This window comes from Tistrella mobilis, from assembly GCF_041468085.1.
Taxonomy (GTDB): Bacteria; Pseudomonadota; Alphaproteobacteria; order Tistrellales; family Tistrellaceae; genus Tistrella; species Tistrella mobilis_A.
Genome location: NZ_CP121017.1, coordinates 4374848 through 4395193 on the forward strand (window position 1 = coordinate 4374848; position 20346 = coordinate 4395193).

Consider the following 20346-nt stretch of genomic DNA (forward strand, 5'->3'; position numbering starts at 1 on the left):
CTCCCGATGAGCCGAGCCGCAATCCGCCACGAGCCGGAAGAGACGCTTCAGACCACGGCAGAGGCGGAAACGCCGCCCCCGCCGCGGAGCCGGTCGCGGAAGCGGCAGTCCGAGGCCCGGCCGGCGCCGGAGCCTCAACCTCTGCCACCGCCCGCCGAGACGCTGTTCCCCCGCAAGGGGCCGCGGCCGATGCCTTATCATCTGGGGATGACCAGCGCCTTGCTGACCAGCTCCGTCGCGGCCTTGCCGATGCTGCGCGACGGCTCTCTGCCCTGGGCCCCGCATCTGGCGGCACGGGGGGCGCATCTGACCCAGGTGCTGCAGGGGCTTGATCCCGCGATCATCGGCGCCGAGGTTGCGGCGGAGGCCAAACGCCGGCTAGAGGCGCTGCTTGCCGGCGTCAGCCGCTATCGTGATCATCCATATGTGCGCGACCTCCCCGATCCGCCCGTCATCTGGCAGGAAGGGGCCACCCGCCTGCTCGATTATGGTGCCGCAGATCCGCTGGGCTTCACCCCAGGGGAAGACGGGCTCAGGGGTGACGGTCGCATCGCACTCTTCGTGCCCTCGCTGGTCAACCGCCACTATGTGATGGATCTGTCTCGCCGGCGCAGCCTGATGCGCTGGCTGATGGTCCGCGGCTTCCGCCCCCTGCTGGTGGATTGGGGCGTGCCGACCGGCACCGAACTCAGCCTGTCCATCGAAGACTACGTCGCCCGCCGGCTGGGTGCGATGATTGCCCACGCCTCGGAACTTGCCGGCGGCCCCGTGCCGGTCGTCGGCTATTGCATGGGCGGGCTGTTGACCATCGCGGGCGTTCAGCTGGCACGCGAACGTGTCGCCCGCATGGCACTGATGGCGACACCCTGGGATTTCGCGGCCGGCGATACCGCCGAGCGCCGCCTGATCCGGGTGTTGGGTCGTTCCATCCTGAAGACGGTGGAGCAGACCGGAAGCATGCCGGTCGACATGCTGCAGATTCTGTTCGTCGCCACCGACCCCGCTATGGTTCCACGCAAGTTCCGCGATTTCGCGGCGCTGGATCCCGCAAGCGATGCCGCCCGGGATTTCGTCGCGCTGGAAGACTGGCTGAACGACGGTGTACCGCTGGCAGGACCGGTCGCCCGCACGGTGGTTCACGACTGGTACGGGACCAACAAACCGGCGGAAGGCTGCTGGGAGGTGGCGGGTGAGATCATCGACCCCGGTGTTCTGGCGCCGATGCCGGTGCTGGTGGCGGTTCCGGAACGTGACCGGATCGTGCCGCCCCCGACTGCGGCCGCCCTGGCGGCTGTTCTGCCCGATGCCCGGCTGATCCGTCCCGCCGCCGGACATATCGGGATGATGGTGGGCAGCCGATCGGCGAAAGAACTCTGGGAGCCGCTCGCGCACTGGCTGTGCGAAGAGCCGGCCCCGGCAGCGCGGCGACGACGGCGCAGCCCCCCTCGAAAGTAGGGTGCCGCGACCACCCGCCACGCTTTTCCGGCGAGAAAACGCCGGTATAGTAGGAACCGAAATAACGATCTGCGGCCCGGGGAGATAAGCCTCGTACCCGCAGCCTGCGCGCCCCGCGCGACAGAACAGGAGACAGTCTCCCATGACCGACGCCGTCATCGTTGCCGCCGCCCGCACGCCGGTCGGTGCCTTCAACGGCGCGCTCGCGCCGCTTTCCGCCGCCGAGTTGGGCACCATCGCCATCCGCGAGGCCATCGCCCGCGCCGGCGTCGATGCCGCCGACGTGTCCGAAGTGATCATGGGCCAGGTTCTGACCGCCGCTGCCGGCCAGAACCCCGCCCGTCAGGCCTCGCTGCATGCAGGCGTCCCGCAGGAAGTTCCGGCCTGGGTCGTGAACCATGTCTGCGGTTCGGGCCTGAAGACCGTGGCGCTGGCCGCCCAGGCCATCAAGTCGGGCGAGGCAAAGATCGTGGTCGCCGGTGGCCAGGAGAGCATGTCGAACGCGCCGCACGCGGCCCCGCTGCGCCAGGGCAAGAAGATGGGCGACCTGTCGCTGGTCGACACCATGATCAAGGATGGCCTGTGGTGCGCCTTCAACGGCTATCACATGGGCAACACCGCCGAGAACGTGGCGCGCCAGTGGCAGATCACCCGCGAAGAACAGGACGAATTCGCCCTGGCCTCGCAGACCAAGGCCGAAGCCGCCCAGAAGGCCGGCCGATTCGCCGACGAGATCGTGCCCGTCACCATCGCCGGACGTAAAGGCGATGTGGTGATCGACACCGACGAGTATCCGCGCCACGGCACCACGCTCGACATGCTGACCAAGCTGAAACCCGCCTTCGACAAGGCCGGCAGCGTCACCGCCGGCTCGGCCTCGGGCATCAATGACGGCGCCGCGGCGACCATCGTGATGTCGGCCGAGGAAGCGGAGCGTCGCGGGCTCGAACCGCTGGGCCGCATCGTGGCCTGGGCGCAGGCGGGCGTCGATCCGGCGATCATGGGCTCGGGCCCGATCCCGGCTACCCGCGCAGCACTGGCCAAGGCCGGCTGGACCATCGACGATCTGGACCTGATCGAGGCCAACGAAGCCTTCGCCGCCCAGGCGCTGGCGGTCGGCAAGGATCTGGGTTTCGATCCCGCGAAGCTCAACGTCAATGGCGGCGCCATCGCCATCGGCCACCCCATCGGCGCCAGCGGCACCCGCATCCTCACCACCCTGCTCTTCGAAATGAAGAAGCGCGACGCCCGCCGCGGTCTCGCCACGCTGTGCATCGGCGGCGGCCAGGGCATTGCGATGCTGGTGGAGCGCTGACAGATCAGCCGGTTACGTTTTGAAGTGTCTGGTTCACGAAAAAGTCATTTTATTTCGAAACCAACCTTCGTAACGTAGCATCGTTTCCCGGGGGCGCCGGGCCCGTCGTCATGCTCAGGCGGCGGGTCCGGCGGGGAGCGAGACCCAGAGCAGTCCAATAAGCCTAGATCCAGGAGGCCAGGGAAGATGGCACGAGTGGCAATCGTCACCGGCGGTACACGTGGTATCGGCCGTGCGATTTCAGAGCGTCTGAAGGCGGACGGGTTCACCGTCGCCGCCAATTATGCCGGCAATGACGCAGCGGCACAGGCGTTCTCGTCGGAGACCGGCATCGCCGTCTACAAGTGGGATGTGGGCAGCTACGAGGCCTGCGCCGAAGGCATCGCCAAGGTCGAGGCGGATCTCGGGCCGGTGGACGTGGTGGTGAACAATGCCGGCATCACCCGCGACGCCACCCTGCACAAGATGACCCAGGCCCAGTGGGACGACGTCATCCGCACCGACCTGACGTCGATCTTCAACATGTGCCGCCTGGTGATCGAGGGCATGCGCGCCCGCAGCTATGGCCGCATCGTCAACATCAGCTCGATCAACGGCCAGAAGGGCCAGATCGGCCAGGCCAATTATTCGGCCGCCAAGGCCGGCATGATCGGCTTCACCAAGGCGCTGGCGCAGGAAGCCGCGTCCAAGGGCATCACCGTGAACGTGATCGCCCCCGGCTATGTTGACACAGAAATGGTTGCGGCGGTTCCCGAGCCGGTGCTGCAGAAGATTATCGGGACCATCCCCGTCGGCCGCCTGGGCAAGGCCGAAGAGATCGCCCGCGCGGTGAGCTTCCTCACCGCCGAGGATGCCGGCTTTATCACCGGCGCCACCCTCACCGTCAACGGCGCCCAGTATATCGCCGGCTGACCGGTCCCGCCCGCCGGCCGCATCCGCGACCGGCGGGCCCCGACCCAGGGGCCGGTCGCCGCATTGCCGATCCATCATCGGAAGGTGACACCGACCTATGACCAGCCCCCTCGCCATCACCACCAGCCGCCGTCTGCGCAGCGCGGTTGCCCTTGGTGCCCTGCTGGCGGCCCTGGCCGCAGTCTCGCCATCGCCCGCACGCGCCGAGCGCGATGTGCCTGATGCCGCCACGGTGCTGACCCTGTCCGAGACCGCCACCACCATCGTCGCTGCCGATCGTGCACGGGCGACACTGGCAGCCGAGGAACGCGGCGCCGATGCGGCAAAGGTTCAGGCGGACATCAACCGCAAGATCGAAGCCGCCCTGAAGCTTGCGCGTGAAGCCGCGCCCGTGAAGGTCGAAACCGGCGGGTATGGCGTCTACCCGATCGACCAGGAAGACCAGGCCCGCATCTGGAACGGCCGCCAGACCATCGAACTCGACAGCGCCGACATGACCGCCCTGGCCGAGCTTGCCGGGAAACTCCAGGCCCAGGGCCTGGTGCTGCAGGATCTGTCGACTTACGTGTCGGAGGAACGCGCCCGGGTGGAAAGCGACAAGCTGACGGTTGAAGCCATCCGTCAGATCCGCGCCCGTGCCGATCTGATCGGGAAGGAAATCGGGACCCGTACCGTGAAAATTCGGGCGCTGAGCCCGGGTAGCGGCCCCGGCACCCCCCAGCCGATCCCGTTCAAGGCCATGCGCATGGAAGCGATGGCGGCGTCTGATATGGCGGCCCCGTCAATCGAACCGGGTGAACGGACATTGCGCCTGACCGTCCAGGCGGAGCTGCTTCTGGAGCCGTGAGACCTGCCCCGGCGCCGTGGCCGCATGAGGCCGCAGCGTCGGGGCTGCATGAACCGGCCGGAAGGGGCAGAGTGACGGGGTCGGCAATCACCCCAGAGCCCCTGGATGCTCAAGAGCGCTTTTCTCCCCCTTCAACGGCTGCACGATCAGTCGCCTTCATTCGAAGCGGAGCTGAACGACGCCAGCGCTGCGTTGACGTGTCGGCTCGCATGGTTCGACGAGGCAGATCCCGAGGAGAATGACGATGCTGCGCTGGAAGCGCTCATCGACGACCTGTTGCTGCTGTACGAACGCATACTGATGCGGTCTCACCACGCGAGGGCTGCAGCGGGAAGGAAGACGGAGGAGATGTCGCCGATGGAGCACCTGGTTGTGCCCGGGGCGGCTTGCCGTACCACCAGTATGATCCGGCCCGTTGCGCCGACCGTGTTCAAGGTCGACCTGCAGGCGGGCTGTCTGCTGGTGCCGGCCGGAGACCGTGATGCCCTCGACGCATGGCTTGCCGCCATGCCCGAGTGAGGCTCCGGTCTCCGGCGTGATATCCGCAGGAGTTCAGCCGGGCATGGTCTGTTGCATGGCCGGGCGCGCCGACATCGCTTCGTACCATTCCGCAAGGCGAGGCCGTCCGTTTCGCCATGTATCGTCGGCGAAACGGAAATCCATATAGCCCAGCGCCGCGGCCAATGCGATTCGTCCAAGGCTGGGATCGGTGCCGGCGAAACCGGCGGCCTCACCTTCCAGCAGATCGAGTGTCCGAACCATCTTTGCCTTCTGCCGCGCGTCCCAGCCCGCCCAGCGATAGGGCTCCGGCCGGCGCAGCCGCTCGATCAGCCGGGCGACACCTGCCTCGGTGATGCCATGACCGAGGGTGGCCAGGCGACGTTCCGCCACCCAGCCCCCCGGATCGACCGGCAGCAGGCGGTTGCCGCCGAGGGTGCGGTCCAGATACTCGGCGATCGTCAGGCTGTCGACCAGGATCCGACCGTCATCCAGTTGAAGTGCGGGCACCTTCTCCAGAGGGTTCACCCGGTACAGCCCGGACTCTTCGGTCCATGGGTCTGCGATGGCCATCTCCAGCCGGTCCGCGATGTCGAGTTCAAGGATCGCGAGGCGCACGATGCGCGCAAAGGGCGAGGTGTTCGTGTAGTACAGCTTCATGGACCGCAGGTCTCTCTGATCGGGCACATCTTTCCGGCCCGACGCGGAATGTCGGGCTGGAAATCCTGGCGTTTCTCCCGGTCGAGAACGGTAGAGCAGATCCCGATCAGGTGGAACCGCTGATCGGCCGCAGCCCCTGAGGACAGACGCCGCTCAGGCCCGATCTTTGGCGCTGCGGATCGCCGCGAAGACATCTTCGGCAGACCGGCCGGCAAGCCCCATCGCGGCCGCCAGAACCGGATCATCGGCGCGCAGGAAGGGATTGGTCTCCTTTTCGTCGCCGAGCCGAGACGGCACGGTGGGACGTCCCTCTTCCCGCGCCCGTGCCACGGCTTCCGCCCGAACCGCCAGCGCCGGATTGGACGGATCGATGCCGCGCGCGAAGCGGGCGTTGGACAGGGTGTATTCATGGGCGCAGTAGACGGTGGTGTCGTCGGGCAGATCGCGCAGCTTCAGCAGCGACTGCCACATCTGGGGCATGGTGCCCTCGAACACCCGGCCACAGCCCAGCGCGAACAGGGTATCGCCGCAGAACAGCGCGCCGTGCCGCTCGAAATACCAGGCGATATGGCCTGAGGTATGGCCCGGCACATCCAGGACCCTTGCCACTGCACCGCCCAGATCATAGGCATCATCCTGGGCAAGGGCGATATCGATACCGGGAATGCGTGCCCGATCTGCCGCAGGACCGACGACGGTCAGCCCGTAGCGCGCCTTCAGCTCCAGATTGCCACCGACATGATCGCCATGATGATGGGTGTTCAGGATGTGGGTCGGCCGCCGTCCGGCCCGCTCCAGCGCCGCCACCACCGGCCCGACCTCGGCCGGGTCGACAATTGCGGTGGCGGTCGGCTGAGCGTCATCATCGACCTTGATCATCCAGACGTAATTGTCCGAGAGGCAGGGAATACGTTCGACATCGATGCGGATCATCTGGCTCGTCCTCAGGATTCCGGAAGAGGCGGGGCGGCTGCATGCCGGCGATTTTCAACCATCATAGCACGTCCGGGCGGGTGGCATGCGACGGTGCCGCGCCTTGCCGCCGGGCATTTGCGGCCCCATCTTGGGGGCTGCCGGACATGACGCCTGGCCCCGCCGCCGGAGGATCCGCGCCACCATGTGGCACGACATCATCGACCTCAGAAACTTCTATCAGTCGCGTGGCGGCCGCATCGCCCAGCGCCTGCTCCGTCGCGAGATCCGCCGGATCTGGCCGCGGATCGGACCGGCCGAAACCCTGCTGGGCCTCGGCTACGCCACGCCCTTCCTGCGCCCATTCCTGGGCGAGGCCGGCCGGGTGATCGCCGCCATGCCGGCTCCACAAGGCGGGCATGTCTGGCCCCATGAGGGCCCCAATCTGGTCACGCTGGTCGAGGAGGCGGAACTCCCCTATCCCGACCAGAGCATCGACCGGCTGCTGATGGTACACGCACTGGAGTTCGCCCCGTCGGCCCAGGCCCTGTTGCGGGAATGCTGGCGGGTACTGCGCCCTTCGGGGCGGCTGGTGGTGGTGGTGCCGAACCGGCGCGGTATCTGGGCGCGGGTCGACCGCACCCCCTTCGGCCACGGCCACCCCTTCAGCACCGGGCAGCTGACCCGGCTGCTGCGCAATGCCATGTTCGTGACCGGCGCCCCCGAGACCGCCCTGTTCGCCCCGCCTGCCGAGCGCGGACTGTTCCTGCGGCTGGCGGGACCGATCGAGCATTTCGGCCGGCGCTGGCTGCCGGCGGTGGGCGGTGTGGTGGTCATCGAGGCACAGAAGCAGGTCTATGCCGCCACGCCGCCCGGGGGGCGCCGGGCGCCGGCCCGGCTGGCAGTCCGCAGCCGTGCGCGCGGGGCCTGGGCCCCGGCGCGCACGGCCACGCTCAGCGATAGACGAGATCGCGAAGGGTGAGCGCCAGCGGCGACCAGTAGGTGATGACCGCCTGACACAGCATAACCACCCCGATGAAGGGCAGCAGATAGGGCACCATCCGGTTCAACGGCACCCGGGCCACGGCGCTGGCTGCGAACAGGTTCACGCCAAAAGGCGGGGTGAACATGCCCATCGCCAGATTGACCACCATGATGATGCCGAAATGCACCGGATCGATGCCGAAGGCGATCGCCACCGGCGCCAGGATCGGTGCGAGCACGATGATCGAGGCCGAGGTCTCGATGAACATGCCGACCACGAACAGCACCACATTGACCGCAATCAGGAAGGCCCAGGGGCCAGAGAAGGTATCGGCCAGATACCGCCCCAGAGCCGCCGGCACGCCTGCCTGCGTGATCAGATACGAGAACAGCCCCGCCGCTGCGATGATGAACATGATCACCGACGACGAGATCACCGACTTGCGGAAGATCACCGGCAGGTCACGAAGCTTCAGTTCACGGTGGAAAACGAAGCCGATCACCAGAGCCGCCACCACAGCGATGACAGACGCCTCGGTCGGTGTGAAGACACCGCCGTAGATGCCGCCCAGAACCACCACCGGCAGCATGAGCGACGCGAAAGCACGTCGCGCGGCGGTAAAGAGCGGCAACCGGTCCTCGCCGTCACGTGCCCCCCAACCCTTGATCCGGCACCAGATCAGCACGGTCACCGCGAGTGCCGAGGCGATGAGCAGCCCCGGGCCGAAGCCCGCGATGAACAGCTCGCCGATCGACACCTCCGCTGACACGCCATAGAGGATCAGCGGGATCGAGGGCGGCACGATCACGCCCAGCTCGGCCGAGACGGCCTGCAGCGAGGCGGCATGCGGCCTTGGATAGCCATGGCGGGCAAGCGCCGGGATCAGGATCGCACCGATGGCGAAAGTGGTTGCGACCGACGAGCCCGAGATTGCAGCGAAGATCATACAGGTCAGCACACAAGTGACGGCAAGGCCGCCGCGAAGGCCACCGACCAGCGCCTTGGCAAAGTCGACCAGACGCTGGGATATCCCGGCCCGCTCCATGACGTTGCCGGCCAGGATGAAGAAGGGCACCGCGACCAGCGGAAACTTGTCGACGGCAATGAACAGCTGCTGCACCACGATGAGCAGCGGCAGTTTGGTGAAGGCATAGACGCCGATGGCGGCGGCCAGACCGACGGAAATGCCGACCGGGACGGAGAGCCCGAGCAGCACCAGCATGGCGATGAGCATACCCGCGGTCATGGCGTCAGACCTGCGTTTCGAGCGAGGGGTCGGTTTCCTCTCGCCGGCTTTCGGGATCGAGCAGCCGTGCCAGCACCGCGATCATGCAGAAGGCAGCCCCCACCGGGAGGGCCGCATAGGCATAGCTGACCGGGATGTCGAGACCGGCCAGATTCTGGAACCGTACCCGGCGAACCACGATCCAGCCCTGCCAGACCACGAGCGCCAGGAATCCGGCCGACGCGGCGCCGATGACCACGTCCAGCACCAGCCGGGCACGTCCCTTGAGCGCGCGACGCGCCAGATCCACCGAGACCGCAGCACCGGTGCGGAAGGCGCCGGCGGCGCCGAGAAACACCATCCAGGCGATCAGCAGCTGAATGGCGACCTCGGTCCAGGGGCTGGGCTGGGCCAGCACGAAGCGCGCCACGACCTGCCAGAAGCCCAGGGCCACCGCCAGGGCAAGCGCGACCATGGCGGTGAGCACCGCAAGACCGGTCAGCACCCGGTCGGCGGTGAGAATCAGACGAATGATCATGTGGCCCCACCGATCAGAGGCGTGAGCGGCCCGACCACCACCCCGGGATAGAGCGGGCGGCGGGTCGGGCCGTCACGGGTCAAGTCCGGCGGGAGTCGATCACTGCTTCCAATCGCGGATGCGCTTGATCAGCTCCGGATCGAACCGCTTCTCGTATTCGGCATAGGCCGGCTTCAGCTCTTCCAGGAAGCGCGCCTTGTCGGGCTGCTCCACCACCGTCATGCCGGCAGCCTCAAGCTTGGCGATGCCGTCGGCCTCAAACGTCTCGACCTGCTTACGCATGGCATCGGCACCGGTCTTGGCCGCCGCCTTGAACGCCGCCTTGTCCTGGTCCGACAGCTCCTCCCAGCGCGACGGTGCCATGATGAACAGCGCCGGCGAATAGACGTGGCCGGTGAGCGACAGATACTTCTGCACCTGCGCAAAATTGCCCGAGACGATCACCGGGATCGGATTTTCCTGACCGTCGATGGTGTGCTGCTGCAGAGCCGTGAACACCTCGGGGAAAGCCATCGGCGTCGGCAGCGCGCCCAGCGTGGTGAAGGCCCGCATGTGCACATCGTTCTGCATGGTACGGATCTTCAGGCCCTTGACGTCCTCGGGCTCAGTCACGGCCTGTTTGCTGTTGGTCAGATGGCGGAAGCCGTTCTCAGCCCAGGCAAGCGCGATCAGGCCACGCTCGGGGAACTTGTCCAGCACCTCCTGACCGATCTCCCCGTCGAGCACACCGCGAGCATGGGCATAGTCGCGGAACAGGAAAGGAATGTCGAAGACCAGGGTCTCGGGCACAAAATTGCCCACAGGGCCGGTTGACGTCACCACCAGATCGATGGTGCCGAACTGAGCGCCCTCGATCATCTCGCGCTCACCGCCCAGCGCATTGGAGGGAAACATCTCCACCTTGAACCGGCCATCGGTCTTTTCAGCCAGCGCATCGGCGAAAGCCTGGGCGCCGACGCCGTAATGCGACGTGGCCGGCAGGCTGTAGCCCAGTTTCAGTGTCACCGGATCGGCTGCAACCGCAGCACCGCCGAACATCACCATTCCCAGCAGGGCGGCCGCAGCCGTTCCGAGCATCGTCGGTTTCATCAGGACGTTCTCCCTCTCAGGTCCCTCGTTCTTCTCGTCGTCCGGCGGGGCCGGCTCAGGCGCAATGCGCCGGACGCTCGTCCCCGGGCCGCCGTTGGCCGCGGCTCGTTCCGGTTCAGCGACGACACCCCCTTTTCCCCCAGGGTTATGTCGTCGCACCCTCCTGTTTTATCCTGCGGGCGGGGCCATGTCTCCCCTGGATCCACATGTTGGACGAGACCATTCTTTTCGGGAGACTGCACCCGGCACGGAAGAGAGGGCACCCAGGCTTAAGGTGTTGCGCTCAGCCTTCATGCCGGGCGATCCTGCAACCGTCCGACCACAGATCGGCATTCCACATGACCCGCCAGCATCCCGACCTGTCAGCCAGCCCCGATACCACGTGGCGACGCACCCTCGCTGCGGCTGATCGGGCGGCGTTGCGTGCTCTTGCACGGGGATGGCCGCTTGAGCGGGTGCTGACCATCATCTGCACGGCGATGGAGCGCCTGATCGATGGCTCTGCCTGCTCGGTGCTGTTGCTCGATGATGATCGGAAGCTGCACCACGGTGCAGCACCTCACCTTCCGCAGGCCTACAACGCCGCTATCGACGGCTTAGAGATCGGACCGTCAGCCGGATCATGTGGCACGGCCGCCTATACCGGCCGGCAGGTGGTGGTCGAAGACATCCGCGAGAGCCCGCTCTGGGCCGATTATCGGGATCTTGCGGAGACCGCAGGGCTCCGGGCCTGCTGGTCTACACCGATCCGCGACCCTGAACGACGGACCATCGGCACATTCGCCATCTATTTCCCGGAGCGCCGTGGCCCCACCCGCCAGCATCTGCGGACCGCCGCCCATATGGCGGCACTCGCGGCGGTGGCCATCGGGCGACGGCGGGCCGACGATGCGGTTTTCGAGGCCAAGGCCCGGGCCGAGGCGGCAAGCGCCACCAAGACCACTTTCCTTGCCGGCATGAGCCATGAATTGCGCACGCCGCTGAACGCGATCATCGGCTTTGCCGAGATCATGTCGGCCGAAATGTATGGCCCGCTGGGTTCATCCCGCTATCAGGATTATGCGCGGATCATCGCCACCAGCGGCCGGCATCTGCTTACCCTGATCGATGACCTGCTCGATCTGTCCAAGATCGAGGCCGGCCGCATGACTCTCTCCGCCGAACCGGTGGACCTGCTTACGGTCGCGGTCGACGCCCTCTCCATGGCCGGGGCGGATGCCGGAGCGGTGGAGATCCAGGCGCCCGATGTCCCGGTCACCGCGCGTGGCGATCGGCGCGCACTGACTCAGGTCGCCCTGAATCTCGTCAGCAATGCGCTCAAGTTCAGCAGACCCGACGGCCGGGTGGCACTGCGGATCTACAGGCCGGATCAGGATCATGCAGGGCTGGAAGTCAGGGATGACGGCATCGGCATTCCGGCAGACCGGCTGGCTGAACTGGGCCAGCCTTTCGTGCGGGTGGAGAGCGATCACAAGCACAAGGGGACAGGGCTTGGCCTCTATATCTCGCGCAGCCTGGTGGAGCTGCAGGGAGGGCGGCTTGACATCGACAGCACCGAAGGTATCGGAACCACGGTTCGTGTCACGCTGCCCGTTGCCTGACCGGCTCTGTCAGACCCGGTCGCGTGTCAGCACGAACATGCCGATCTCGCCGATCAGATTGGCATAACCGTCCGGCGCATTGCGGCGCACCACCCGGCCGCGACTGTCGAGTGCGAGCGAGGTTTCGATCCGCACGCCGGCATGTGCGCAGGAGCGGACGAAATCGGTGATGGTACAGAGATGGATGTTGGGCGTGTCGTACCAGGCATAGGGCAGCCCGCGTGTCCGTGGCATCCGTCCGCGGATCAGAAGATGTGCCCGGCAACGCCAGTGGCCGAAATTGGGAAAGGACACGATCGCCCGCCGGCCGATACGCACCAGGTTGCGGATCACCATGTCCGGCCGCCGGGTCGCCTGCAGGGTCTGGCTCAGCACGACCACATCGAAGGCATCATCGGGAAAGAAGTCGAGATCGTGGTCCGCATCGCCCTGGATCACCGACAGGCCCCGGGCGACCGATTCCTGCACGCCCTGCTGGCTGATCTCGATGCCACGGCCGTCGCAGCCCTTCTCGCGATCCAGATAGTGCAGCAGCACGCCATCACCGCAGCCGATGTCGAGGACCCGGACCTGAGGCTCCACCATGCCGGCAATCAAGTCCAGATCGGGCCGCAGCGCCGGATAGCCGTGCGCATCACGGATGACCCCGGGGCCCATCGGCCGGATCCGGTCGTCGGCCGGCGGGGAGAAGGATCTGGTCATGTCCGGTCTATCCCCGCATGCCCTGCCGCGCCGTCCAGAAAGCCCTCGACGATGCGGGCGAAGACCGGCTCATCGAGCAGAAAGGCATCGTGGCCGCGATCGGTCTCGATCTCGGTGAAGCTGACATTGCCGGCTACCGCGGCGATCGCACGCGCCACGGCACGGCTCTCCGCCGTCGGAAACAACCAGTCCGACGAGAACGAGATCACGCAGAACCGGACCCGGCTGCCACGGAAGGCGTGCGCCAGCACCCCACCGTGATCGGCTGCCAGATCGAAATAATCCATCGCGCGGGTGATATAGAGATAGCTGTTGGCATCGAAACGATCGACGAAGGTGCTGCCCTGATGGCGCAGATAGCTTTCGACCTGAAAATCCGCATCGAATCCATAAGAGCGCGCGCCCCGGTCCTGCAGGCGCCGACCGAATTTGTTGTGCAACGCCATTTCGGACAGATAGGTGATGTGCGCCGTCATCCGCGCCACCGCCAGCCCCTTGACCGGCCGGCTGCCATGCTCGGCATAGCGCCCGTGATGCCAGTCGGGATCGGCCATGATCGCCTGGCGCCCCACTTCGTGGAAGGCGATGTTCTGCGCAGAATGACGGGCCGCCGTGGCGATCGGCACCGCCGCGAACAGCCGGTCGGGCAGGGATGCCGCCCATTGCAGTACCTGCATGCCGCCCATGGAACCACCGACCACCGCGAACAGCCGCTTGATGCCCAGATGGTCGATCAACAGGGCCTGGGCACGCACCATGTCGGCAATGGTCACGACCGGGAAATCGGTCCCCCAGATCCGGCCGGTCGCAGGATCGATCCCGGCAGGGCCGGTGGACCCCATGCAGCCCCCCAGGATGTTGGAGCAGATCAGGAAGTAGCGGTCGGTATCGATCGCCCGGCCGGGGCCGACCAGAGTTTCCCACCAGCCGGGCTTGCCGGTCACCGGATGGGTGCCGAGCACATGCTGATCGCCGGTCAGGGCATGACAGATCAGGATCGCATTCGACCGCGCCGCGTTCAGCCGGCCGAATGTGGTATAGGCGATCTCGATCGGCCCCAGGCTGCGGCCGCAATCGAGCGGCATCGGCTTGTCCACGGCCAGACATGCGATGCGGGTGACGCCGTCGGCCGCCAGCGGATCCTTTTGTCCGGAATCATCGTGTCCGGGGTTCTCCGGCCCCGGATCCTCCGGCCCGGCCGGGGCCCGGCCGGTATCAGGAGCCATGGGCACCTCCCTTCATCTCAGGTTGTATCCGGATCTCATTATGATGACTGATCGGCAAGACAGCTAGCGGCCGCCGCCCGGCCAGTGTCAACGTTTTCTTTGATTTTGGCCGTGCCCGCGACTATCAATGGACGCCGGGCAATGGACGTCCGGCGATCGGCAGCGTTCGACGTCTGCACGCAGCAGCACCTGTCGCACCGACCGTTCCCGTCCGATGCCCGCCTGCTCGTCCCCCTCGTCCACGATCGACCGCGCCGGCCGCACCCACGCGCCTCGCGTGTTCCCGGAGATCGCGCCGCCCATGTCCAGCACGGAACCGACGCCCGAAGAACGCCTTGATGCGCTGCGCCGGCAGATCGACACCATCGACGACGATCTCCATGAGCTGATCGTTCGTCGGACGGAGCTGGTGGAGCGGGTTGGGGAGATCAAGCGCGAAGCCTGGGGACAGGTCAGCTTCATTCGCCCCGGCCGCGAGGCACGCATGCTCCGCCGTCTGAACGCGCAGCATCGCGGACGTTTCCCGAGACCGGTCCTGCTCCGGCTCTGGCGCGAGATGATCATCGGCTCACTCTGCCTGGAAGGTCCGTTCTCGGTCGCGGTACTGGATGCGCGCGGCGATGGCGAATACTGGGATCTCTCCCGCGATCATTTCGGCTCCTTCGCGCCGATGCATGCCTGGCGGAGCGCCTCCGACGTGCTCACCGAGGTCAGTTCGGGCAACGCCACGGTGGGGGTGCTCCCGATACCCGGCACAAGCAGTGCCGATGGTGACGCCCATTGGTGGCGCGGTCTGTTCAGCGAGCGGCCCGGCACGCCCAAGGTCATCGCCCGTCTGCCTTTCGTGCGCATGCCCAACAGCCGTGCTCAGGATCTGGACGGTCTGGTGATCGCCGCCCTTGAGCCCGAGGAAACGGGTGACGATCGCACGCTGATCGCGATCGAACTCGAAGGCTCTGAAATCAGCCGCGACCGGCTGTTCGAGGGCTTCGAGCGTGCGGGCCTCAAGGCCCGTTGGGTGGACAGCCATGTAACCGGTGGCCCGGCCAATCTGCGCACCCATCTTCTGGAAGTGGCCGAATTCGTCGGGGCCCGCGACGAACGGCTGGCGCGCCTGACCGGCTGCTTCAACGACGTGTCCGTCCGGGTGATCCCGATCGGCGGGTACGCCACGCCACTTTCGGCCGAAGAACTGCGATACCCCGCGCCGCCGGCCGAATAAGCCGGCGGCTGAACCCGTGTCGGCAGGACGTCCGAGCCCCCTCGGGCCCGAAGACCAGAGACAGAGATCCGCCCGGCAGCCGCGACATTCCTGCGCACGGCCTTGCACGGGCCGCGGTTGACGATGAGTGGAGACCCCGCATGACCGCCCTTACGCCCCGTCCGGGCATCATGGACATCAAGCCCTATGTCGGTGGCAAGAACTCGGCCGACGGCGCCGTCCGGTCGATCAAGCTCGCCTCGAACGAGAACGATCTGGGCCCCAGCCCGAAGGCCGTGGAGGCCTATCTGTCCTGCGCCACGATGCTGCACCGCTATCCCGAAGGCGGTGCCGACGATCTGCGCGAGGCGATTGCCGAGGTGCATGGGCTCGATCCGGCACGGATCGTCACCGGCTGCGGCTCGGATGAGGTGCTGACCCTGCTGACCCGTGCCTATGCGGGTCCCGAGGACCATGTCCTCTACAGCCAGTACGGCTTCCTGATGTACCCGCTGAACGCCAAGGGCGTGGGCGCAAAGCCGGTGGCGGCCCCCGAACAGGCGCTGGTCGCCGATGTCGACCAGCTTCTGGCCAATGTCACGCCGACCACCCGGATCGTGTTCCTGGCCAACCCGAACAACCCGACCGGCAGTCTGCTGCCGTTCTCGGAGGTCCGCCGCCTGCATGCCGGCCTGCCGGCCTCGACCCTGCTGGTGCTGGACGCGGCCTATGCCGAATACGTCACGGACCCCGACTACTCGCCCGGCACCGAACTGGTCGATGCGGCCGATAATGTGGTGATGGCCCGGACCTTCTCGAAGATCTACGGCCTCGCTGCCCTGCGGGTCGGCTGGGCCTATTGCTCGCCCGTCGTCGCCGACGTCCTCAACCGGATCCGCAACCCCTTCAACGTGCCGCTGCCGGCGCAGATCGCCGCCGCCGCCGCCGTGCGTGACCAGGAGCATGTGGCCCGGGTGCGCGATTACACGGTCGCAAAGCGGAGCTGGCTTGCAGGCGAGCTGACCGCCCTTGGCCTCACCGTCCATCCAAGCCATGGCAACTTCCTGCTGGTCGACTTCCCTGCCGAAGGGCCAAACACTGCCGCCCGCGTTTACGAAGCGCTGATGGCCGACGGCATTATCCTGCGCGCCATGGCGAGCTACGGCCTGCCCAACGCGTTGCGCATCACCATCGGTGCAGCCGACAGCCTGGACGCCATGCTGGTCTCGCTGAAGAACATCCTGGGCCGCAACGCCGACTGATCATCGCCGCAGCGAAAGGGGTGCCGGTCATCCCTTTCGCTGCCGACACCTGCCCTTCGCCTTTCGGAACCCGTCTCATGGTCAAGCACCCCCCGGTCATCGGCCGCCTTGCCATCCTCGGCATCGGCCTCATCGGCAGCTCCGTATCCCGGGCGGCCCGCCAGTACGGCGCCGCGGGCGAGGTTGTGGCCTATGACCCGGATGCCGGACGGCTTGCAAAGGCGCTGGAACTGTCGGCCATCGATCGCGCGGCCGGCAGCATCGAAGACGCCGTGGCGGATGCCGACATGGTCCTGATCTGTGCGCCGGTGGGTGCCATGGGCCGTATCGCGGCGGCCGCGGCCCCGGCCATGCGGCCAGGTGCGATCCTGTCCGATGTGGGTTCGACCAAGACGTCGGTGGTCGCCGATGTCGCCCCTCACGTGCCGGCCGGCATCCACTTCGTGCCGGCCCATCCGGTCGCCGGTACCGAGAAATCAGGCCCGGAACACGGCTTCGCCACACTGTTCGACGGCCGCTGGTGCATCCTGACCCCGCCGTCGATCGAGGGCGCCGACGCCGGTGCGGTCGATCTCTGCACCCGCTTCTGGCGGGCGCTGGGCAGCAATGTCGACGTGATGACGCCCGAACACCATGACACGGTGCTGGCCATCACCTCGCATCTGCCGCATCTGATCTCCTACACCATCGTCGGCACGGTCATGGACCTGGAGGAGCACCACCACTGGGAGGTGTTCAAATATGCCGCCGGCGGCTTCCGCGACTTCTCGCGCCTGGCGGGGTCCGACCCGGTGATGTGGCGCGACGTCTTCCTGAACAATCGGGATGCGGTGCTGGAGATGCTCGGCCGCTTCACCGAGGATCTTCAGGCCCTGCAGCGGGCGATCCGCTGGGGGGAGGCGGACAAGCTCGAAGCCCTGTTCACCCGTACTCGCGATGCCCGCCGGGCGATCATCGAGGCGCGTCAGGCCTGACGCGCCCCCCGGCCTTGAGAACACCCTCCGGGTCGTTGTCAGGACGGCTGCTCGGGCGGCAGCAGCGGTGCGACGGGCACGATCGGCAGGCCGGCCACGGTCAGCACGCCGGCCTGGATCGTCACCGGCACCCGCACCGCCTTGCGGCCGCCCTCCTCGACCTGTTCGAACAGGCCCAGCATCTGTTCCAACATGGTGCGGACCTGCGGCGTCATGCGGCCGGAGTCTTCCAGCCGGGCCAGCAGTTCCTCGGCGCCTGCGATGCGGAAGGAGGCCGCCCCCTCGGGCCTCAGCAGTTTGTCGATCGCGAACGTGCCGTCGCCGGTCACCGTCACCTCGCCGGCGATCGCCTCGAAGCGGGTGAGGTCGACCGTGCCCCCGGCGTCGCGCCAGCGTTCCAGCGCCGCCCGATCGACCGGCTCGTCGATCGGCTGCGGCCGGGTGACGTCGATGAACAGCCGCGACAGCGTCGGATAATCTTCCGCCTCGGGGTCGAGCCCTTCCATCTCCAGTGCCGCCCGGGCGCCACCCTCGGCCTCGCGGCGCTCATGGACCTGAAGCCGCTCCATGGTGAAGGCGGCAGGCGGAGCATCGCCTTCGATCCTGCGCCCCTTGATCTTCGTCATGTCGAGCGCCCCGCGCTCCAGCCGGCCGGCCTCGTCGAAGACCAGGCTCGACGCGGCGTGCTCGGGCTCAAGCTCGATCCGCGCCGTGGCGTCGGCAAAGGCGATCGGGCCCTCGATCACCGCCACCAGATGGCGCATCTGCAAGGGCTGCACATAGACCACCACCCGGTCGGCCCGGACGGTATTGCGGCCGTTCTCCGCCGTCAGCACCGGCTGCGGCACGGTCGCCTCCACCCGGAAAGGCCAGCCATTCACGACCACACCCCCGTGCGCAAAGCTGCGCCCGGATTTCGCCTGTTCGGCCGCAAAGCCGTCGACGGACGCCTTCACCTCGTCGGCGATACGGAACCAGACCGCCGTCCAGGCCCCAAGGGCGATCACCGGGATGGCAAGGAGAACGAACACACGCTTCAGTCGCATGGGGCCAGGGCCTTCTCCAATGGACAGCGGCACCGGGGATGGCGCAGCTCGGGCCTGTATAACGCGGAGAGCACCTGGGGTCGAGACATGGGGAGGACGTCCGTGAATGGTCACGAGGGCCCTGCGGTCACAAAGCTTTTCGCCTCAGCCGGTCGGAGCGTAGACTGGCCTGCTGAAGATGCCGGGCGGGCGTGCTATGGGAAGGCGAATGATGTCGATGGACGGCGGCGATGTCTGGGTGTTCGGCTACGGCTCTCTGATGTGGCGGCCGGGCTTCGAGCCGGCCGAGGCACAGGCAGCGCTGCTCTACGGCTATCACCGGGCCCTGTGCATCTATTCCACCCGCTATCGCGGTACGCCTGAACGGCCCGGCCTGGTGATGGGGCTGGATCGTGGCGGCGCCTGCCGGGGTATTGCCTTCCGCATCCGGGCCGATGAAACCCGAACCGTGCTCGCCTATCTGGACGACCGCGAGATGGGCCAGGATGATCGAGTTTATCTGCGCCGGATCCTGCCGATCCGGCTCGACGACGGCCGCCGGGTGCCGGCCGTCACCTATGTCGCCGATCGCAACGGCGCCCGCTATACCGGCCGGCTCGGGCTGGAGCACATGGCAGAGCTGGTCCGCGCCGGTACCGGCATGATGGGAACGGCCCGGGACTATCTGTCGCAGACGCTGGAGCGGATGGCCGAAATGGGCCTGCATGGCGGCCCGCTCCGCGACGTTCTGGATGCGGTGGCACGCGGCATCGAGGTCCCGACGGCGGAGTACACCAGCGCAACAAATTTGCCTTCCGGGCCCGCCTCGGGTAAGCACGTGTAGGATCAGAAGAACCAGGGCGATGGAAACGCACAGGACGGCCGCCAGACGATGACCGAAACGGACGGAACGCCCGCCGGAAAAGGGGCACTCGACACGGGCGATAATCCCGCGCTCAGGGCGATCTTCGGCGAAGACCACCCGCTGATCAGCCATTTCGGTCTCGAGGTGCTTGAGATCGACAAGGGCCTGGCCGTGGTGCGCCTGCCCTATCGCAGCTTCATGATCGGCAACCCCGAGACCGGCGTGCTGCACGGCGGCGTGGTCACCACGCTGATCGACAGCGCCTGCGGCATCGCGGTCTTCACCGCCCTGCCCCGGCTGCAGCCGATCGCGACGCTCGACCTGCGGATCGACTACATGCGCCCGTCCACACCGAACAAGTGGCTGCATGCCCGCGCCCGGGTGACCAGGGTCACCCCCAATGTTGCCTTCGTCACCGCCGAAGCCTGGCATGAGGGCGAGGATGGCCCGATCGCCACTGCCGCCGGCAGCTTCATGATCGGCACCAAGCTGACCCATCGCGAGGACGCCGAATGACCAGCCTTCAGGATGCTATTGAACGGTCGCGCGCCACCGGCGACTTTGCCCCCCTGAACCAGGCAGTCCCCTATGCGCGGTTCCTGAACCTCACCGCCAATCTGGTTGAGGACGAGCTGGTGTTCCGGATGGGCTATCGTCCGGAGCATATCGGCAACCCGGTGCTTCGGGCGCTGCATGGCGGGATCATCGGCTCGCTGCTGGAAACCGCAGCCCTCTCCCACGTCACCTGGGAGATGTCTCAGGTCCGCGTGCCGAAAACGATCACCATCACGATCGATTACCTGCGCTCTGGCCGCGCGGTGGATACCTATGCCACCAGCCGGATCACCAAGATGGGCCGTCGGGTGGTCAATGTTCACACCACGGCATGGCAGGAAGACCGGGCGCGCCCGATCGCCTCGGCCATCGCCCATTTCCTGATCGATTGATCCGGCCTCCGGGGATTTCATCCACATTTCGGGGAACATGTGGATGTCGAGCCTGACTCTCATCCCGATCAGATGGTTAGATCGAATTTCAGACTCTGTTCAGGGCG

The 20346-nt window shown here is 66.8% G+C and carries 21 protein-coding genes; 13 read left to right on the plus strand and 8 right to left on the minus strand.

Annotated elements, in window-relative coordinates:
- Nucleotides 1–6: 6 nt before the first annotated feature.
- The 5 genes from P7L68_RS25245 to P7L68_RS25265 all read left to right on the plus strand — a co-directional run bounded on the left by P7L68_RS25245 (nucleotide 7) and on the right by P7L68_RS25265 (nucleotide 5048).
- The gene (locus P7L68_RS25245) at nucleotides 7–1455 is read left to right on the plus strand and encodes an alpha/beta fold hydrolase (protein WP_372002561.1); all 1449 of its coding nucleotides are present in this window, start codon (nucleotides 7–9) and stop codon (nucleotides 1453–1455) included.
- A gap of 142 nt (nucleotides 1456–1597) precedes the next feature.
- Nucleotides 1598–2770, plus strand: coding sequence for an acetyl-CoA C-acetyltransferase (locus P7L68_RS25250; protein ID WP_014743673.1), 1173 nt, complete (start codon nucleotides 1598–1600; stop codon nucleotides 2768–2770).
- A 186-nt stretch (nucleotides 2771–2956) separates the two neighbouring features.
- On the plus strand, nucleotides 2957–3682 hold the full coding sequence (phbB, locus tag P7L68_RS25255; protein ID WP_372002562.1) for an acetoacetyl-CoA reductase: 726 nt from the start codon (nucleotides 2957–2959) through the stop codon (nucleotides 3680–3682).
- Between the two features lie 97 nt (nucleotides 3683–3779).
- Entirely contained in the window at nucleotides 3780–4529 is a 750-nt protein-coding gene (locus P7L68_RS25260) for an SIMPL domain-containing protein (protein ID WP_372002563.1), read from the plus strand.
- A gap of 105 nt (nucleotides 4530–4634) precedes the next feature.
- Nucleotides 4635–5048 carry a hypothetical protein gene (locus tag P7L68_RS25265; protein WP_372002564.1) on the plus strand — a complete coding sequence of 138 codons (414 nt, stop codon included), beginning with the start codon at nucleotides 4635–4637 and terminating at the stop codon, nucleotides 5046–5048.
- A gap of 33 nt (nucleotides 5049–5081) precedes the next feature.
- On the opposite strand, the gene P7L68_RS25270 is transcribed toward P7L68_RS25265, so the two are convergent.
- Nucleotides 5082–5687, minus strand: a complete 606-nt coding sequence (locus P7L68_RS25270; protein ID WP_372002565.1) for a glutathione S-transferase family protein — start codon at nucleotides 5685–5687, stop codon at nucleotides 5082–5084.
- 153 nt (nucleotides 5688–5840) lie between these two features.
- Complete coding sequence (gene gloB, locus P7L68_RS25275) at nucleotides 5841–6620, minus strand: hydroxyacylglutathione hydrolase (RefSeq protein WP_372002566.1); 780 nt, start codon at nucleotides 6618–6620, stop codon at nucleotides 5841–5843.
- 184 nt (nucleotides 6621–6804) lie between these two features.
- Here gloB and P7L68_RS25280 point away from each other — a divergent pair, with 184 nt between their 5' ends.
- Nucleotides 6805–7581 (plus strand): class I SAM-dependent methyltransferase, encoded by a 777-nt coding sequence (locus P7L68_RS25280; RefSeq protein WP_372002567.1) that lies wholly within the window; start codon nucleotides 6805–6807, stop codon nucleotides 7579–7581.
- Here P7L68_RS25280 and P7L68_RS25285 read toward each other — a convergent pair.
- The 3 genes from P7L68_RS25285 to P7L68_RS25295 all read right to left on the minus strand — a co-directional run bounded on the left by P7L68_RS25285 (nucleotide 7553) and on the right by P7L68_RS25295 (nucleotide 10436).
- On the minus strand, nucleotides 7553–8830 hold the full coding sequence (locus P7L68_RS25285) for a TRAP transporter large permease (RefSeq protein ID WP_372002568.1): 1278 nt from the start codon (nucleotides 8828–8830) through the stop codon (nucleotides 7553–7555). The genes P7L68_RS25280 and P7L68_RS25285 overlap by 29 nt on opposite strands.
- 4 nt (nucleotides 8831–8834) lie before the next feature.
- A complete protein-coding gene (locus P7L68_RS25290) occupies nucleotides 8835–9347 on the minus strand; it encodes a TRAP transporter small permease (RefSeq protein ID WP_372002569.1) in 513 nt (170 codons plus the stop codon).
- A 99-nt stretch (nucleotides 9348–9446) separates the two neighbouring features.
- On the minus strand, nucleotides 9447–10436 hold the full coding sequence (locus P7L68_RS25295; protein ID WP_372002570.1) for a TRAP transporter substrate-binding protein: 990 nt from the start codon (nucleotides 10434–10436) through the stop codon (nucleotides 9447–9449).
- A gap of 338 nt (nucleotides 10437–10774) precedes the next feature.
- Here P7L68_RS25295 and P7L68_RS25300 point away from each other — a divergent pair, with 338 nt between their 5' ends.
- The gene (locus tag P7L68_RS25300) at nucleotides 10775–12037 is read left to right on the plus strand and encodes a GAF domain-containing sensor histidine kinase (RefSeq protein WP_372002571.1); all 1263 of its coding nucleotides are present in this window, start codon (nucleotides 10775–10777) and stop codon (nucleotides 12035–12037) included.
- Nucleotides 12038–12046: 9 nt separating this feature from the next.
- On the opposite strand, the gene metW is transcribed toward P7L68_RS25300, so the two are convergent.
- Both metW and P7L68_RS25310 read right to left on the minus strand, forming a co-directional pair.
- Nucleotides 12047–12694 (minus strand): methionine biosynthesis protein MetW, encoded by a 648-nt coding sequence (gene metW / locus P7L68_RS25305; protein ID WP_372006961.1) that lies wholly within the window; start codon nucleotides 12692–12694, stop codon nucleotides 12047–12049.
- 41 nt (nucleotides 12695–12735) lie between these two features.
- Nucleotides 12736–13965, minus strand: a complete 1230-nt coding sequence (locus P7L68_RS25310) for a homoserine O-acetyltransferase (protein ID WP_372002572.1) — start codon at nucleotides 13963–13965, stop codon at nucleotides 12736–12738.
- A 301-nt stretch (nucleotides 13966–14266) separates the two neighbouring features.
- On the opposite strand from P7L68_RS25310, the gene P7L68_RS25315 reads away from it, so the two are divergent.
- The 3 genes from P7L68_RS25315 to P7L68_RS25325 all read left to right on the plus strand — a co-directional run bounded on the left by P7L68_RS25315 (nucleotide 14267) and on the right by P7L68_RS25325 (nucleotide 17402).
- Nucleotides 14267–15187 (plus strand): chorismate mutase, encoded by a 921-nt coding sequence (locus P7L68_RS25315; protein ID WP_372002573.1) that lies wholly within the window; start codon nucleotides 14267–14269, stop codon nucleotides 15185–15187.
- A gap of 140 nt (nucleotides 15188–15327) precedes the next feature.
- A complete protein-coding gene (gene hisC, locus P7L68_RS25320; RefSeq protein WP_372002574.1) occupies nucleotides 15328–16428 on the plus strand; it encodes a histidinol-phosphate transaminase in 1101 nt (366 codons plus the stop codon).
- A 77-nt stretch (nucleotides 16429–16505) separates the two neighbouring features.
- Entirely contained in the window at nucleotides 16506–17402 is an 897-nt protein-coding gene (locus P7L68_RS25325; protein ID WP_372002575.1) for a prephenate/arogenate dehydrogenase family protein, read from the plus strand.
- A 38-nt stretch (nucleotides 17403–17440) separates the two neighbouring features.
- On the opposite strand, the gene P7L68_RS25330 is transcribed toward P7L68_RS25325, so the two are convergent.
- Nucleotides 17441–18448, minus strand: coding sequence for a DUF2125 domain-containing protein (locus tag P7L68_RS25330; RefSeq protein WP_372002576.1), 1008 nt, complete (start codon nucleotides 18446–18448; stop codon nucleotides 17441–17443).
- 211 nt (nucleotides 18449–18659) lie between these two features.
- Between P7L68_RS25330 and P7L68_RS25335 the strand changes: the two genes are divergently transcribed.
- The 3 genes from P7L68_RS25335 to P7L68_RS25345 are packed head-to-tail and all read left to right on the plus strand — an operon-like array spanning nucleotide 18660 to nucleotide 20239.
- Nucleotides 18660–19271, plus strand: a complete 612-nt coding sequence (locus P7L68_RS25335) for a gamma-glutamylcyclotransferase (protein WP_372002577.1) — start codon at nucleotides 18660–18662, stop codon at nucleotides 19269–19271.
- 48 nt (nucleotides 19272–19319) lie between these two features.
- Complete coding sequence (locus P7L68_RS25340; protein ID WP_372002578.1) at nucleotides 19320–19808, plus strand: PaaI family thioesterase; 489 nt, start codon at nucleotides 19320–19322, stop codon at nucleotides 19806–19808.
- On the plus strand, nucleotides 19805–20239 hold the full coding sequence (locus P7L68_RS25345) for a PaaI family thioesterase (protein ID WP_372002579.1): 435 nt from the start codon (nucleotides 19805–19807) through the stop codon (nucleotides 20237–20239). The genes P7L68_RS25340 and P7L68_RS25345 overlap by 4 nt, the downstream gene beginning before the upstream one ends.
- Nucleotides 20240–20346 lie beyond the last annotated feature (107 nt).

What these genes read in the sequence shown, in the direction of transcription:
- P7L68_RS25245 (WP_372002561.1), top strand. Translation starts at nt 7, where the DNA reads ATGAGCCGAGCCGCAATCCGCCACGAGCCGGAAGAGACGCTTCAGACC.
- P7L68_RS25250 (WP_014743673.1), top strand. Translation starts at nt 1,598, where the DNA reads ATGACCGACGCCGTCATCGTTGCCGCCGCCCGCACGCCGGTCGGTGCC.
- phbB (WP_372002562.1), top strand. Translation starts at nt 2,957, where the DNA reads ATGGCACGAGTGGCAATCGTCACCGGCGGTACACGTGGTATCGGCCGT.
- P7L68_RS25260 (WP_372002563.1), top strand. Translation starts at nt 3,780, where the DNA reads ATGACCAGCCCCCTCGCCATCACCACCAGCCGCCGTCTGCGCAGCGCG.
- P7L68_RS25265 (WP_372002564.1), top strand. Translation starts at nt 4,635, where the DNA reads ATGCTCAAGAGCGCTTTTCTCCCCCTTCAACGGCTGCACGATCAGTCG.
- P7L68_RS25270 (WP_372002565.1), bottom strand. Translation starts at nt 5,687, where the DNA reads ATGAAGCTGTACTACACGAACACCTCGCCCTTTGCGCGCATCGTGCGC.
- gloB (WP_372002566.1), bottom strand. Translation starts at nt 6,620, where the DNA reads ATGATCCGCATCGATGTCGAACGTATTCCCTGCCTCTCGGACAATTAC.
- P7L68_RS25280 (WP_372002567.1), top strand. Translation starts at nt 6,805, where the DNA reads ATGTGGCACGACATCATCGACCTCAGAAACTTCTATCAGTCGCGTGGC.
- P7L68_RS25285 (WP_372002568.1), bottom strand. Translation starts at nt 8,830, where the DNA reads ATGACCGCGGGTATGCTCATCGCCATGCTGGTGCTGCTCGGGCTCTCC.
- P7L68_RS25290 (WP_372002569.1), bottom strand. Translation starts at nt 9,347, where the DNA reads ATGATCATTCGTCTGATTCTCACCGCCGACCGGGTGCTGACCGGTCTT.
- P7L68_RS25295 (WP_372002570.1), bottom strand. Translation starts at nt 10,436, where the DNA reads ATGAAACCGACGATGCTCGGAACGGCTGCGGCCGCCCTGCTGGGAATG.
- P7L68_RS25300 (WP_372002571.1), top strand. Translation starts at nt 10,775, where the DNA reads ATGACCCGCCAGCATCCCGACCTGTCAGCCAGCCCCGATACCACGTGG.
- metW (WP_372006961.1), bottom strand. Translation starts at nt 12,694, where the DNA reads ATGGGCCCCGGGGTCATCCGTGATGCGCACGGCTATCCGGCGCTGCGG.
- P7L68_RS25310 (WP_372002572.1), bottom strand. Translation starts at nt 13,965, where the DNA reads ATGGCTCCTGATACCGGCCGGGCCCCGGCCGGGCCGGAGGATCCGGGG.
- P7L68_RS25315 (WP_372002573.1), top strand. Translation starts at nt 14,267, where the DNA reads ATGTCCAGCACGGAACCGACGCCCGAAGAACGCCTTGATGCGCTGCGC.
- hisC (WP_372002574.1), top strand. Translation starts at nt 15,328, where the DNA reads ATGACCGCCCTTACGCCCCGTCCGGGCATCATGGACATCAAGCCCTAT.
- P7L68_RS25325 (WP_372002575.1), top strand. Translation starts at nt 16,506, where the DNA reads ATGGTCAAGCACCCCCCGGTCATCGGCCGCCTTGCCATCCTCGGCATC.
- P7L68_RS25330 (WP_372002576.1), bottom strand. Translation starts at nt 18,448, where the DNA reads ATGCGACTGAAGCGTGTGTTCGTTCTCCTTGCCATCCCGGTGATCGCC.
- P7L68_RS25335 (WP_372002577.1), top strand. Translation starts at nt 18,660, where the DNA reads ATGTCGATGGACGGCGGCGATGTCTGGGTGTTCGGCTACGGCTCTCTG.
- P7L68_RS25340 (WP_372002578.1), top strand. Translation starts at nt 19,320, where the DNA reads ATGACCGAAACGGACGGAACGCCCGCCGGAAAAGGGGCACTCGACACG.
- P7L68_RS25345 (WP_372002579.1), top strand. Translation starts at nt 19,805, where the DNA reads ATGACCAGCCTTCAGGATGCTATTGAACGGTCGCGCGCCACCGGCGAC.